Origin of the sequence: Petrotoga sibirica DSM 13575 (assembly GCF_002924625.1) — a bacterium.
Lineage (GTDB): Bacteria > Thermotogota > Thermotogae > Petrotogales > Petrotogaceae > Petrotoga > Petrotoga sibirica.
In genome coordinates this window covers 31,395-46,560 of the sequence record NZ_JAHC01000033.1, presented here as the reverse complement: position 1 = coordinate 46,560, position 15,166 = coordinate 31,395, and the positions used below count along the sequence as shown (strand labels likewise).

Below are 15,166 nucleotides of genomic sequence, written 5' to 3'. Positions count from 1 at the left end.
ATAGTGACCTCCTTTACAAATTGCGAATGTTCAATGCGTTTGAACCAAAGATTGTTGCTTGTAATTATCTTTAAATGCCTTCATAAGAGCTTCTTCTCCGGTAATCCCATCGATATGTACTCTATTTACAGCCTTCATCATTCTCTTGTAATCTTTGGGTATAACCTTAACGAATCTTTCCTTAGCTTTTCCCCAGTTGTCCAAAATGTTTTTAGCCACCTTACTACTCGTGTACTTGTAATGCTTTTTTATCAACTGTTTCACTTCGTTCTCTTCGTTCTCATCTTCAATCTTTTCCAACAAAACGGTATCTTTGTTACATTTGGATTCAAAGCTATTGTCTTTGTCATGTACGTAGGCTATTCCACCTGACATACCTGCGGCGAAGTTTCTACCCGTTTTAGCAAGTATAACAACCTTCCCACCTGTCATATATTCACATCCATGTTCGCCAACACCTTCGACAACAGCAGTAGCCCCACTGTTTCTGACCGCGAAACGTTCACCTGCTAAACCACTGATGTATGTTTCTCCGCTTGTTGCTCCATACAATGCAACGTTACCAACAATTACATTTTCTTCCGCATAGAATCGAGAATCCTTGGGGGGGTATACTATAATTTTTCCGCCCGATAAACCTTTCGCTATGTAATCGTTTGAATCACCTTCTAATATCAACGTTTCCCCCTTGGGTATGAAGGCTCCAAAACTTTGGCCAGCTGATCCTTTGAAATGTATTTCTATTGTATCTTCAGGCAAACCTTCCTCACCATATCTTTTAATTATTTCACTTCCCAAAATTGTTCCAACGGTTCTATTCACATTTTTTATATCTACAGTGGCCTCAATCTTTTCTCCGTATTCTAGCGCATTCTGGCAAATGGGAAGTAATTTAGTTATGTCCAAGGTATCTGATAAACCGTTGTTTATTGGTTTAGGATATTGGCTGAATGAGTAATTTTTTATTTCTGGTTTGTATAATAATTTTGAAAGATCAATACTATGTGTTTTCCAATGATTTTTTATTTCTTTTTGTCTTAATTTATCAACGCGTCCAACCATTTCACTAACCGCTCTGAATCCTAACTTAGCCATATATTCTCTTACTTCAGATGCGAGAAAGTACATGAGATTGACAACGTATTGAGGATCGCCTTTGAAATTTTTTCTCAGTTCAGGGTTTTGTGTCGCAATTCCCACAGGACATGTATCCAAATTGCAAACTCTCATCATGACACAACCTAAGGCAACTAACACAATTGTGGCAAACCCAAACTCTTCTGCGCCTAAAAGTGCTGCAATCACTATGTCTTTTCCAGTTAGCAACTTACCATCCGTTTCCAAAGTAACCCTGTCTCTCAACTTGTTCATCACCAAGTTTTGATGAGTTTCAGCCAATCCTAACTCCCATGGCATACCCGCATGCCTTATACTAGTACGTGGTGAAGCCCCTGTACCGCCATCAAAACCGCTTATCAATATTACATCCGCTCCAGCTTTTGCTACACCCGCTGCTATAGTACCTACACCAGATTTTGAAACCAATTTTACGTTTATTCGAGCGTTTCTATTAGCGTTTTTTAGGTCGTATATCAATTCAGCCAAATCTTCTATCGAGTAGATATCGTGATGTGGAGGTGGTGAAATAAGAGTAACTCCTGGAATAGAGTTCCTTACCTTTGCCACCCATGGATAGACCTTTTTCCCAGGTAGCTCTCCACCTTCTCCAGGTTTTGCACCTTGGGCTATCTTTATTTGGATCTCTTGAGCGTTGCTTAAGTAGTTGATCGTGACTCCAAATCTTCCAGAAGCCACCTGCTTTATTGAACTATTCTTTGAATCCCCATTTTGTTCTTTTGCGAAACGGTTTGAATCCTCTCCACCTTCACCTGTGTTACTCTTTGCACCTATTCGATTCATAGCTATTGCTATGGCCTCGTGGGCTTCTTGACTTATTGACCCGAAAGACATAGCTCCTGCTTTGAACCTTTTAACAATCGATTCCACAGGTTCTACTTCGTCAATGGGAATTGCTTTCGTTTTATCGAAATTTAACTCAAAAAGACTTCTCAAACTGTATAATTTGGCATCTTCGTCGACTATAGATTGTGAAAACTTTTTGAAAAGCTCATAATCGTTGTTTTTAACAGCATTTTGTAAATAATAGATGGATTTAGGGTTATACAAGTGATACTCACCTTTTGCCCTCCATTTTATAAGGCCTTCTGACTCAAGCTCCGATCCTTTATTAACCTGATTAAATGCATTTGAATGGCGTTTAGAAACTTCTTGAGCTATTTCTTTTATACCTATTCCTTCTATTTGTGAAGTGGTTCCCGTAAAAAATTGCTTTACGATAGACTTTTTTATCCCTACTATTTCGAAGGTTTGAGCACCTTGATAGCCTTGAAGGGTTGAGATCCCAAGCTTTGATAATACTTTTTGAATACCTCTCAAGGCTGCATCTTTATACCTTTGAACGGCTTCTTCATATTTCAACCCTTTAATGTATCCTTTGTTAACTAAACTTTCAATACTTTCATAGGTGAGATATGGATTGATAGCAGAAGCTCCATAACTTAGGAGCGTACAAAAATGGTGTGCTTCTCTTGGTTCTGCAGATTCCAAAATTATTCCAATCTCTGTTCTATTTTCTCTTCTAACCAAATGGTGATGAAGACCCGATACAGCCAATAAAGCTGGAATTGGCGCATAATTTTGGTTAATTCCTTTATCTGTCAATATCAATATGTTAGCACCATCGTTTATGGCAGAATCTGCTTTTTGAAAGAGGTTTGTAATCGCCTTTTTTAATCCTTCTTCTCCATCTTTTACCTTGTATAAGATGGGTAAGGTAACAGCTTTAAAACCTTCTAAGTCAATATTTTTTATCTTTTCCATTTCATCATTGGTAAGAATAGGGTTTTTGATCTTAATTTGCCTACAACTGATGGATGATGGATCAATAAGATTACCTTCAGAACCTATGTAAAGATGGGTAGAGGTGACAATTTTTTCTCTTATCGCATCTATTGGAGGATTGGTTACTTGAGCGAAAAGCTGTTTAAAATATTCATACAACAACTTTGGACGTTCAGATAAAACGGCCAAAGGTGTGTCATCCCCCATAGCCCCGACGGGGTCAGAAGCATCTATAACCATAGGTTCTATGATCATTTCAATGTCTTCAAATGTGTAACCAAAACATTTTTGTTTTGTATTTAAAGATACATTATCAATTTCTGTATTTCCCTTTTTTGGATGCTCAGGAAGATCTTCAAGATTCACAATGTTCTCTTTTACCCATGAAAAATAGGGCTTTTCTGAAATTATCGGTCGTTTTATCTCTTCGTCATTTAGAATTCGACCTGTGTCAATATCCAGCAACAACATATTCCCTGGCGTGATCCTTCCCTTAGTTGAAATCTTTTGAGGAGGTATTTCAAGGACCCCAGCTTCTGAAGCAAGTACCAATTCATCATTCGTTATGTAGTATCTTAATGGCCTTAATCCGTTTCTGTCCAGTGTTGCACCTACTTTGGTACCATCGGTAAAAATAATCGCCGCAGGACCATCCCAAGGTTCCATTAAGCAACTATGAAATTCATAAAAAGCTTTCTTTTCTGCATCCATTGTTTGATTGTTTTCCCAAGGTTCTGGTATCATCATCATTATCGAATGTGGTAACGATCTACCAGATAAATAAAGGAATTCTAAATTGTTGTCAAACATTGCTGAATCACTACCATCCTCATCGATTATGGGAAAAATATCGTTGATGTTTTCTTCAAAGATATCAGTGTTTACCTTGGATTGCCTTGCCCTCATCCAATTAACGTTACCAATTATAGTGTTTATCTCTCCGTTGTGAACCATATACCTATAGGGGTGAGCTCGTTCCCAACTGGGAAATGTGTTCGTGCTGAATCTTGAGTGTACAATAGAAAAAGCCGATTTGAAAAGAGGATCAGTCAAATCAGGGAAAAAGTACTTTAATTGTTCCGCTGTTAACATCCCTTTATAAACAATTGTTTTAGAAGATAAACTGGCTATATAAAAGGTTTTATTTTCAGCTGTGTACGGTATTTTTATCTCTTTTTCACTTTTTTTCCTAATTAGGTACAATTTTCGTTCAAATTCTATTTCAGATTTCAAGGTAGGATTCTTAGCGATAAAAACTTGTAGAAAAGATGGCATACTTTTTAATGCAGTTGGGCCAACAAATGCTTTGTTGATAGGTACATCCCTCCAACCTATCACCTTTTGGCCTTGATTGGTGACTATTTTTTCAAATTGTTGTTTGAAGATATTTATAAGTGTTTTATCCTGGAAGCAGAAAATCATACCCACGGCATATTCACTTTGATTTGGAAGCGTGAGTCCTAAGCGTTTTGATACGTTTATTAAAAAATCATGGGGAAGCTGCAGCAGTACCCCTGCTCCGTCCCCATCGTTTTCTTCTCTACCTCGTGCGCCACGATGAGCCATATTTTTTAAAACGGTCAACGATTTGTCAACTATTTCATGTGACTTTATTCCTTTTGTACTTGCAACTAATCCAACTCCACAAGCATCATGCTCAAACTTTGGATCGTAAAGTCCATTATTCATTTTAACCCTCCCTCACATATTGGAGACTGCCCCAATACAGCGTGTTTCTGTATAATACTTTTTGGAACCCCGGTTTTATGTACAAAAAAAGAAAATAATAATAATAATAGATATTAAAGGTTTATCAAAATTGGTTTATGTACTTACTAATCTCCCAATCTGTTACCGCTATCTTAAACTCTTCAATCTCCTTTTCTTTTAATTCTATAAATTTTTCAAATATATGTTTTCCCAAGACTTCTTTCATAAATTCATCTTTTTTCAGAGCTTCCAAGGATTCTTGGAGTGAACCAGGTAAATATCTAATATTTTTTTCGTTCTTTTCTTTGTAGTCCATTTCGTAAATATTTCCATCAACAGGTTGAGGAGGTTCTATCTTGTTTTTTATACCTTCTAAACCAGATGAAAATACACTTGCTAACAGTAAATAAGGATTTGCTGTTGGATCTGGAGATCTCAGTTCTAACCTAGTTCCTTCACCTCTCGACATCGGTATCCTCACTAAAGCACTTCTGTTTGATACGGACCATGCGATGTTAACAGGGGCTTCGTATCCGGGAACTAACCTTTTATATGAGTTTATCGTTGGATTTGCCAAAACGGTTATCGTATCAATATGTTTAAAAACTCCTCCAATAAACCATCTAAGCTCATTACTTAACTGATAAGTACCGTTAGGATCGTAAAAGATATTCTTTCCGTCTTTAAAGATACTCAAGTGGGTATGCATCCCTGAACCATTCATACCAAAAAATGGCTTAGGCATAAACGTTGCCCACAATCCATTCAATAGAGCTATCGTCCTTACAACCAATTTAAAAGTTTGAATATTGTCAGCCGTTTTTAGGGCGTTGTCGTACCTGAAATCAATCTCATGTTGAGAATTCGCTACTTCGTGGTGAGCAGCCTCCACTCGAATACCCATACTTTGTAGAGTTTCCACCATGTTTTTTCTAACCCTTTCCCCTAAATCTATGGGAAGTAAATCAAAATAGCCTCCTTTATCAAGAGGAGATAATACTGGCTGCCTCGTTTTCTCATCCCTTGGAAGAATAAAAAATTCTGGTTCCGGACCAGCATATGGGATATAGCCGTACTCTTTCATCTCATTCATGACTTTCTTCAACACATACCTTGGATCTCCCGGAAAATGCTTATCATCAGAAGTATAAATATCACAAATAAACCTACCTACTTTTTCCCTTTCAACGGTCCATGGTAAAACTGTAAAGGTGTCTATATCCGGTTTAAGCAACATATCGGATTCATTGATTCTAACAAGCCCTTCAATCGATGAACCATCAAACATAGTCCCATTAGTCAAGGAAGATTCTAACTCTGTAGATGGAATTTCGACGTTTTTCAAAGCACCGTTGATATCTGTAATCTGGAGTCTAATATACTTTATACCTTGACTTTCTATCTGTTCCAATAATTCCTCTTTTGTCATAAATTTTTTCCCCTCCCAATAAAGTAGAATTTTTGATGTCATTAGTAACTCAAAAACTTGATTTAGCAGCCCTTCACCCGAACGTTAAGGGGTAATCCCCTTAAGATCCCCAAATTCAAAATCAAAGATTATTATAAAAAAGCTTTTTGCACAAGACTGCAAAAGGGTAAACCCCTTAAGATCCCCAAATTCAAAATCAAAGATTATTATAAAAAAGCTTTTTGCACAAGACTGCAAAAGGGTAAACCCCTTAAGATCCCCAAATTCAAAATCGAAGTTTATTATAAAAAAGCTTTTTGCACAAGACTGCAAAAGGGTGAACCCCTTAAGATCCCCAAATTCAAAATCAAAGATTATTATAAAAAAGCTTTTTGCACAAGACTGCAAAAGGGTAAACCCCTTAAAAACCTCAAATTAAAGGCCAAAATCATTTAAAAACTTAGTTTGCATACTGCAGCAAACGCTTCCGCCTATTAAGATATTATTTTCATTAATTAGCTTAAATTGAAAAATGTTTCATTATTTCTAATTATTGGTAAATATTTATGATTAGAAGTATTTATTTGCGATTATACACTGAAATCTCCATTTATCAAAATTTGAAAAAAATTTCGTTATATTCGCTCGAAACCTTTTATTTACAAGTATCTTAAGAAAATCGATAAATTTTATCATATTTTAACGATACAAAACATTTTCTTTTTATTAACATTTTTGATATATAAAAATCGAAAGATGCACGATTATGAATTCAGATTGACCCAGCTTTTACATATCTTGAGCCCTTCGCTTGCATCTTTAGCGTAGGCATCGCAGCCAAAGGTTTCAGCAAGTTTTCTGTTCATCGAGGCACCGCCGGCAATAACTTTCACCTTAATACTTAATTTTTTTAGTTCATTTACCACCTCTTCTATCTTTCCCACGGTAGTTGTCATCATAGCTGATAATCCTAAAATATTGGGCTTTTCTTTTTTCACAGCATCGATTATTAAAGAAGTTTCCACATCTTTGCCAAGATCTATAATTCTGAAGTTAGCGCTTCTTAATACCGCTGCTACTATATTTTTACCAATATCGTGTATATCCCCTTCTACCGTGGCTAGTACGACTTTAGCTTTTTTATCGTTTTGAGATTCAGGAATCAAATTGTTTAAGTAATCAAAAATGGGTTTGACAGTTTCAGCAGCTAACAACAACTCTGGGAGATATATATTCCCTTGTGCGTAGAGGTCTCCAATCTTTTCCATTGCTTTACCAAGCACATCTTGGCTAACTTCCAATGGACTTTTTTCTTTTAACTGATTTTCAATGATTCCTTTTACTTCACCTTCTTCACCTTGTAAAATTTTCTCGGTTAATTCATCTTGTTTTTCAACCTTACTTGGTATTACAATATTTTTATCCAACAATAGGTTACCATTCAACGTGTTCATAAGGAACTCATCTTCGGGATTTAAGATGGCTGAAGTCAAGCCTTTACCTTTTGCCCTTGAAAGAAAAGCTGCATTTATATAATTTCTGTTTGGTAAGCCGAAACTAAGATTCGAAAGACCCATAGTGGTATTGAACCCATTTTGTGAAAGTAATTTTACTGTCTCCAGGGTAATATTTGGATCATTATTGGCAGCAAGGGACAACACCAATGGATCAACTATAATTCTATCTTTAGTTATTCCTTTACTTTCTATGTACGGCCATTTTCTTAACACTAGTTGTAGTCTTTCTTCAGCAGATTCTAAGATTTCTTCCTCGAGTGCTAATACAATTAGTAATCCGCCATATTTTTTAATCAACTCTAGTTTTCTGTCCAAATCTTTTTTACTTAACTTAGAAGAATTGATTAATGGTCTTCCTGGGTACTCTTTTAAAGCGGTTTCTAAAAATCCAATATTTTGAATGTCAAAAGAAATTGGAAGAGAAGAGTGCTTGTCTAGCTCTATGATAACTTGCTTGAAATGCTCTTCATTCAAAATCTTTTCGATCCCCAAGTTAACGTCTATCGCATTTGCTTTGGCGTTTTTTTGACTGTTAGCTCTTTTTATTACATTTTCGAAGTTGAATTCTTCGATTTCATTTTGAAGTTTTTTGTTCCCGGCAGGATTTATTCTCTCTCCGATAAGACTAAACGGATGTAATTTGTTTAATATTGTTCTTGAAGAGTACATGATAGGTATTTCTTTTATTATTTTTTTTGGCCTTCTTTTTACCATATTTCTAATTACTTTTATATGTTCTGGAGAGGTGCCACAACAGCCTCCGATTATATTTACTCCTAAATCTAAATAGTCTTCCACAAACATTCCGAATATTTCAGGCTTCATCTTGTATTCCAAATCTTTTCCATCGAAAATGGGTTTACCAGCGTTTGGTTCAACTGATAAGAACTTGTTTGTTGAAAGAGATAGACGTTCAAAAACTTTTAAAAGATCCTCTGGACCTAAAGTGCAATTAATTCCTAAGACATCCACATCTAAATCGTTGAAAGCATTAGCGAAGATTTCCACAGAAGTTCCTGTAACAGAACGACCGTTTTCTTCAAAAGTCATATGAGCTATTAAAGGTAAATCTTCTGTGACTTTTCTTATTCCATACACAGCTGCTTTTAACTCTTTTATATCTGTCATGGTTTCAACGATAAAACCGTCTACACCATTTTCAAACAACACTTTTGCCTGCTGATAATACTCGTCTATAGCTTCGTCCATTTCAAGCATTCCCATAGGCTTTGGATACTCTCCTAGAGAGGATAGATCTCCAAAGACTAAAGCCTTGCCTTTCGATGCTTGTTTAGCAATTTCAACAGCTTTGACATTAACTTTGTCGAACGTTTCTTCATAATTTAATTCTTTGAGTTTTTTTCGATTCGCACTGAACGTATTGGTTAAAAGGATGTCCGCTCCCGATTTTACGTATTCACTTTGTAAATCATATACTACCTCAGGATATCTGATGTTTAAAATTTCAGCAGGGATATTTTTATATCCTCTTTTTATAAATTCAGTTCCATATCCCCCGTCTAAAATAAGTATCTTTTTACTTAATAATTCTTCGAAATCTTTTCTATTCATCGTACCACCCTATCATACATACAGTACTTTTTCTTGGAGTTATAATACCGGTATCTTTGTTGACAACTACTACCTCAGTTTTGAGTAAATTATTGACTATATCCCAATTTTTTCTTACATCTATATCCGAATATCCAGGAGAAAATCTCCTGGTACCTTTACCAAAATCTTTTCTCAACTTTTTGTCGATAGATTCGTTGAAAGCCTCTATAGCTTCTGAAGCCCAAGCATCCATCAACATGGAAGAGAGAGTATTTGCGTTTGATATATAATGGTCTATTTCGTATCCTAAGGTGGATACAAAAAAAGTGATTGAGTTAACACCCTCGAAAGATTTAGGGATCAGTTCTTTAGGAAGTGAGTCTATTTTATACGTTTCACATACAGCTTTTGGTTGTGCTAATTCTAAACCAAGCTCATATATTTTATTTATTTCTTCTTTTAATTTTTCGCTGATTTGGAATTTAGATCCATTGAAGCCGGCTCGGAGTAGGTAAATTTTTTTCTGAGGCATTATTTCATAAGTTTCTGGAATATAGATTTTAATAAAAATTCCCCCTCCTGTTATTTCTATAAAATAAAATCTTTAGAAAGTCACATGATAGCTCCCCTTCGCCCGTGCGTTATGGGACAAACCCCTTAAGAACCCCAAGTTCAAAATCGAAGTTTATTTTAAAAAATCTTTTTGCACAACCCAGCAAAATCATCCGCACCCATCTAAGGAAAGATAAAATACTATGCCTTTAGCCGCTTTCTCCACCCATGATGAGATCCGCAAGTTGTCCTAAATCGTTAACTACAAGATCCGGCTTTATGGCAGAATCTTTTAGATCCTCTAATTTCGCTTCCCCGGTTAATACTAATGTAGATAATGCACCAGCGTTTATTCCAATTAATATATCGGTATACAATCTGTCTCCAACTATACAAGTTTTTTCAGGCGTTACTTGATAATCTTTCATTATCATTTCTAAGATCTTCGGATCTGGTTTCCCGAAGATAACGTCAGGTTCTTTATTGCATGCTCTAGATACTACACTTGCAATAGCAGCTGAATCAGGTATAGGGCCTTCTTCTGTTGGACAGTTCAAATCTGGATTGGTAACAAAAAAGAACGCCCCTTTAGATACAAATATGGAAGCTTTTGCCAACTTATCATAGGTTAAGCTTTTATCAAAGGTAACTACCACCATCTCAGGGGAATCTGTAACAATTGAATGGCCTAATCTTTCATATTCTTGTATCATTGAGGGAGTAGCCACCAAAAAAATCCTTTTTGCGCCAAACTTATCTTTTATGTACTCTGCAGCAGTTATGCCTGCGGTGTAGATTTCGTTTTCTTTTATAGGATAGTTTAAAGCGTCAAACTCTTGTAGGTACTCTTTCTTTGATTTGTTTGAATTGTTGGTTAAGAAAACAAGTTTTTTATTTTGCTTTTTCAAAAGACTTGAGAATTTTAATGCACCGTTAACTAACTTTTGACTGACATAAAAAGTGCCGTCTATATCTAAAACGAAGAGTTCTATTTGTTGTAATTTTTCGATTGTTTTTATATCGTTTATCAGAGTAAAAACCACCTTTTTAAATATAATACTGTTTTTAGAAACTCTAAAACGTTTTAATAGCGCTCCCTTTGCCACACTCCCCATCCATCTAAGGAAAAGGAGTCTTTACCCTTTTGACTCGCAGTTTGCCTATAAGGAAGAGCAAAAGATTTTACCACGTAGCCTGGTTTATACCTGAATCCGTGATAATTATAATTCAGTCAAAAATATCTTCAAAAACATGAATAAAATATGCAAGACTTTTGTTCTAAATTGTATAGAAAACAACAAAAAACATCATAATATCAGAACTTCTAATTATCTGAGGAATATTAGCCTAAAAAAGGGCATACTACGCCTACGCACTCTGTTCTAGGAACACTGTTGATGTTTTCATTTATTATTTTATGACCTTATCAACAATATTTCTAGCATTTAAGAACAATAGAATCACATACATTTCTTATTACCGGGAACCATTTGCATCGTTTACCAAACTTTACAAAATATCTTCCACCGTGCTTTACTAATTTTGCAGCCATTAAAATCATATCACGTATTACGGATTTTAGTCTCCTTCTCTGCACTTTCTTCTGAATAGGTGCATTCCGGTCTTTTAGGCTGCTTTGCCCGATAAGACGTAGGTATAACTTACTCCTTCTTTTTTGGTACCCGTATTATCAAGGGGGATACATCTATATCCAGTGGAATATAGTTATCTGCGTAAGCAGTTAATTTAATATCCATCGCTCTTAGAAGACCTTCAGATTCTTCTTTAATAATGGGCTTAAATATCTCTGATGCTAAATTCATTCTCTACCTTATCCGAGAACATGATGGTACTTTATCTAAACCCAGTGAGACTTCGAAAAAAGGGTCTTCACGAAATTCTTCTATATATTGAAAATCATTTTTACCTTGGCATAAAAGACCCAACTAACTTCTTATGATATCACTATTACTAATTCTCATACTAGATAGATCCTTTAGAGGAACTTTATTGAGTCTTTCGTTTAAACCAGTTTTATCCAAGAGTGCACCTACAAGAGATAATCCTCCTATAGGTATTATTTCTTCATTAGATTGAACAAGTATAAATCTTTGTATATCTTTCACCCTTTGTATATTATTATATTTTTATTATATCACCTATTGGGGGAAAGATTAAATGCTCTAGAAACATTGTGTTATTAATGTTTGGAGATTGTTCTGATCTTTTATATCACGGATTCAGGTAATACATATGATTATATCAAAAAATTAAAAGTTTATTGATTTTTTTTATTTCAAAAAACAGCTAAGAACAAAATATGTTATAATAAATCGAACAAAAAGTGTGAAAATTCTTTTAAATTGTGAGGTGAAAATAATGCAAATAAACGTTTCTGATAGTGGTTTGTACTTATCAAAAATAGTACAAGGAATGATGAGACTTAGAGACTGGAATCTTTCCACAAAAGAAACAGAAGAATTTATTTTGAAAGCGATAGACTTAGGAGTAACTACTTTTGATCATGCTGATATTTATGGAAATTATACTTGTGAAAGCTTATTTGGAGAAGCCTTAAAATTAAATCCTTCTCTTAGAAATAAGATCCAGATTGTAACCAAGTGTGGTATAGTTCTTCCCAACAAAGAAACAAAAAGAATCCATTATTACGATACCAGCAAAGACCATATACTGAAATCTGTAGATAATTCCCTTCGCAATCTTCATACCGACTATATCGATTTACTCTTGATACACCGCCCAGATCCTTTCATGAACCTAGAAGAAATTGCAGAAGCCTTCATAGAGTTACACAAATCTGGTAAAGTTCGTTTCTTCGGAGTATCTAACTTCACCATCAATCAGTTTGAAGCTTTACAATCCAAATTGAATCTTCCTTTGGTGACCAATCAAATAGAAATCTCCCCTTTTAACTTAGAACATTTTGAAAACGATAATATTTATTTTCTAAAAGGAAAAAATATCAATCCTATGGCATGGTCACCTTTGGCCGGTGGGAAATTATTCGATGCCTCAAACGACAAGTCGGTAAGAATATTGACAACGTTGAAAGAAGTCGGCAAAGAACTCGGTATCGATTCGATTGATACTGTTGTATACGCTTGGCTCTTAAACCATCCTGTGGGAGTAATCCCTATTTCAGGAAGCGGTAGATTAGAAAGACTCAAGAATGCCGTTGAAGCTCTGAACATAGAAATGATAAGGGAGCAATGGTTTAAAATCTATGAAGCTGCATTAGGTCATGATGTACCGTGAAGGAGTTGATTTTTATGATATTTACAATCACGTTTAATCCAGCTTTAGATAGATATTTCTAACAATAACTCGGGAGGTGCGATTTTCTACATGGATAATCTTCAGGTCGTTGATCATCCTTTGATAAAACACAAACTTTCTATAATGAGAAATAAAGAAACAGGACCTAAAGAATTCAGGGAACTTTTAAATGAAATAACTCTTCTTCTTACTTATGAAGCAGCCAGAAATCTTCCAACTATGGAGATTGAAGTTGAAACACCAATTGCACTGACGAAGGGCGAGATTGTTGAAGACAAAAAAGTTACTATAGTTCCTATATTACGAGCGGGTTTAGGTATGTTGGATGGTGTACTTTCATTAGTTCCAAATGCTAGTGTGGGTTTTTTAGGAGTGTATAGAGACCCAGAAACTCTCAATGCAATAGAGTATTATGTGAAGTTTCCACCTTTGACAGAAGACCATCAAATCTTTATTCTCGATCCTATGCTTGCCACAGGACATTCTATGAACCACGCTATAAAGCAAGTGAAAAAACAGGGAGGGCAGAATATTACTATTATGTCCTTGATAGCAGCTCCCGAGGGAGTTAACGTAGTTATAAGTGAAAACCCAGATGTGATTATTTACACCGCTGCTTTGGATAGTAAACTCAATTCAAAAGCGTATATCGTTCCTGGCTTGGGAGATGCAGGAGATAGACTGTATAGAACAAAATAAAGAATATCGGGGGCAATTAGATGTCGAAATTGTTGAGGCATACATTTCTTTTCTCTTTGGCAACTCTTATAAGTAGATTTTTAGGTCTTTTACGGGATGCTACCTTTGCTCATTATTTTGGAATTAGTGCAGAGTATGATGCATATTTAGTAGCCATTATCCTCCCTTTCTTTCTTCGGAAAATCTTCGCTGATGGAGCTCTCTCCTCAGCTTTTATTCCTTTATTTACAAGAAAACAAGGAAAAGATTCTCAGGTGTTTCTCAGTACCACAATATGGTTTGTATTAATAACGACTGTTTTATTATATATACCTGTATATATCTTTTCGGACCAAATAGTTTTAGTCTTGGGAACCGGTTTATCTGAATCAACGATGGAATTAACCTCTTATTTGTTGAAAATTACATATCCATTTATAATTTTTATCTCCTTGTGGGCAGTAGCTACAGGTGTTTTAAATAGTAACGATATTTATTTTGGACCTGCTTTCGCTCCGGCTTTATCTAACATTTGCAGTATTGTGTTTATCTTTTTATCTTCTTACTTTTCCCCAAGAATATTAGGACCAACTATAGGATTCACAGTGGGAGGAGTTTTACAGTTTGTGTTAGTTTTTTATATCTTAAGAAAGATTCTTTTCCGGATGACACTTGATTTTAATTTCAAAGATCTGAAAAGTATAATGAACTTGTTTGGTCCCGCATTATTAGGAGTAGCTGTGGCTTCCTTGAATACCTTGGTTGATACCAATATCGCAACATGGACCGGTACGGGTGGTGTTTCAACTATTCAATACGCCCTAAGAATTTATCAGCTTCCTTTAAGCATATTTGCCATCAGTGTTGCAAACGCCCTTTTACCTAAATTATCGTATTCTTCAAGTATAAAAGATGAAAAAGAATACAATAAGAATTTGAGAGACAGTATAGAACTGACTTTATTCTTGGCAATTCCATCTATGTTTGGTTTAATATTTTTGAACAAAGAGATCGTCGCTTTGATATATCAACACGGTAGCTTTACCTTTGAAGATACGTTGATAACAGCAAAAACCTTGTTATATTATTCTCTGGGGCTTCCATTTTATTCTTTACATACCATCTTTATTAGAACTTATCACTCTAAATTAAATACAAGGTATCCTTCTTTAGTGGCAGTTGTAATGCTTTTAGTGAACGCATTTCTCGATGTTTTGTTGGCTTTTAAATTTGGTGTTGTGGGTATCGCATTTGCAACTGCTATTTCCGGTATTGTTGGCATGTTTATGACGGGTTTCAATATTATTAAAGGTTTGACTGGTGAAGATTGGGTAGAAATATTTAAAATTTTCATTGCAAGCGCTATAATGTCTATATTTATTGTGTCTTGTAAAGGATTTTTTGATACTCGAGTGCTAGTTGTTTTTCTGATTGCTCTTAGTGCCCTCGTTTATTTTTTATCAGCGTATATTATAGGTTCAAAAAAGTTAAAATTAGCTATAAACCTTTTCTTTAAAAGGAAATAAAG

Annotated in this window: 9 protein-coding genes; 3 read left to right on the top strand and 6 right to left on the bottom strand. The window is 35.2% G+C overall.

Translation table 11 applies throughout. The features are described from left to right. Nucleotides 1-30: 30 nt before the first annotated feature. The 6 genes from gltB to AA80_RS10085 all read right to left on the bottom strand — a co-directional run bounded on the left by gltB (nucleotide 31) and on the right by AA80_RS10085 (nucleotide 11,486). Nucleotides 31-4,611 (bottom strand): glutamate synthase large subunit, encoded by a 4,581-nt coding sequence (gene gltB, locus AA80_RS08960; RefSeq protein WP_103877433.1) that lies wholly within the window; start codon nucleotides 4,609-4,611, stop codon nucleotides 31-33. Between the two features lie 124 nt (nucleotides 4,612-4,735). Further along, the gene (glnA, locus tag AA80_RS08955; protein WP_103067526.1) at nucleotides 4,736-6,061 is read right to left on the bottom strand and encodes a type I glutamate--ammonia ligase; all 1,326 of its coding nucleotides are present in this window, start codon (nucleotides 6,059-6,061) and stop codon (nucleotides 4,736-4,738) included. A gap of 743 nt (nucleotides 6,062-6,804) precedes the next feature. Further along, complete coding sequence (locus tag AA80_RS08945; protein ID WP_103877432.1) at nucleotides 6,805-9,129, bottom strand: homocysteine S-methyltransferase family protein; 2,325 nt, start codon at nucleotides 9,127-9,129, stop codon at nucleotides 6,805-6,807. Next, complete coding sequence (locus AA80_RS08940) at nucleotides 9,122-9,643, bottom strand: methionine synthase (RefSeq protein WP_103877431.1); 522 nt, start codon at nucleotides 9,641-9,643, stop codon at nucleotides 9,122-9,124. The genes AA80_RS08945 and AA80_RS08940 overlap by 8 nt, the downstream gene beginning before the upstream one ends. A gap of 229 nt (nucleotides 9,644-9,872) precedes the next feature. Further along, entirely contained in the window at nucleotides 9,873-10,769 is an 897-nt protein-coding gene (locus AA80_RS08935; RefSeq protein WP_243830530.1) for an HAD-IIA family hydrolase, read from the bottom strand. A 555-nt stretch (nucleotides 10,770-11,324) separates the two neighbouring features. Next, nucleotides 11,325-11,486 (bottom strand): hypothetical protein, encoded by a 162-nt coding sequence (locus AA80_RS10085; RefSeq protein WP_158248419.1) that lies wholly within the window; start codon nucleotides 11,484-11,486, stop codon nucleotides 11,325-11,327. Between the two features lie 556 nt (nucleotides 11,487-12,042). Between AA80_RS10085 and AA80_RS08925 the strand changes: the two genes are divergently transcribed. The 3 genes from AA80_RS08925 (at nucleotide 12,043) to murJ (ending at nucleotide 15,164) form a co-directional block, all read left to right on the top strand. Further along, nucleotides 12,043-12,939, top strand: coding sequence for an aldo/keto reductase (locus tag AA80_RS08925; RefSeq protein ID WP_103877429.1), 897 nt, complete (start codon nucleotides 12,043-12,045; stop codon nucleotides 12,937-12,939). A 90-nt stretch (nucleotides 12,940-13,029) separates the two neighbouring features. Beyond that, nucleotides 13,030-13,659, top strand: a complete 630-nt coding sequence (gene upp / locus AA80_RS08920) for a uracil phosphoribosyltransferase (RefSeq protein WP_103877428.1) — start codon at nucleotides 13,030-13,032, stop codon at nucleotides 13,657-13,659. 20 nt (nucleotides 13,660-13,679) lie between these two features. After that, entirely contained in the window at nucleotides 13,680-15,164 is a 1,485-nt protein-coding gene (gene murJ / locus AA80_RS08915) for a murein biosynthesis integral membrane protein MurJ (protein ID WP_103877427.1), read from the top strand. Nucleotides 15,165-15,166: the final 2 nt, after the last annotated feature.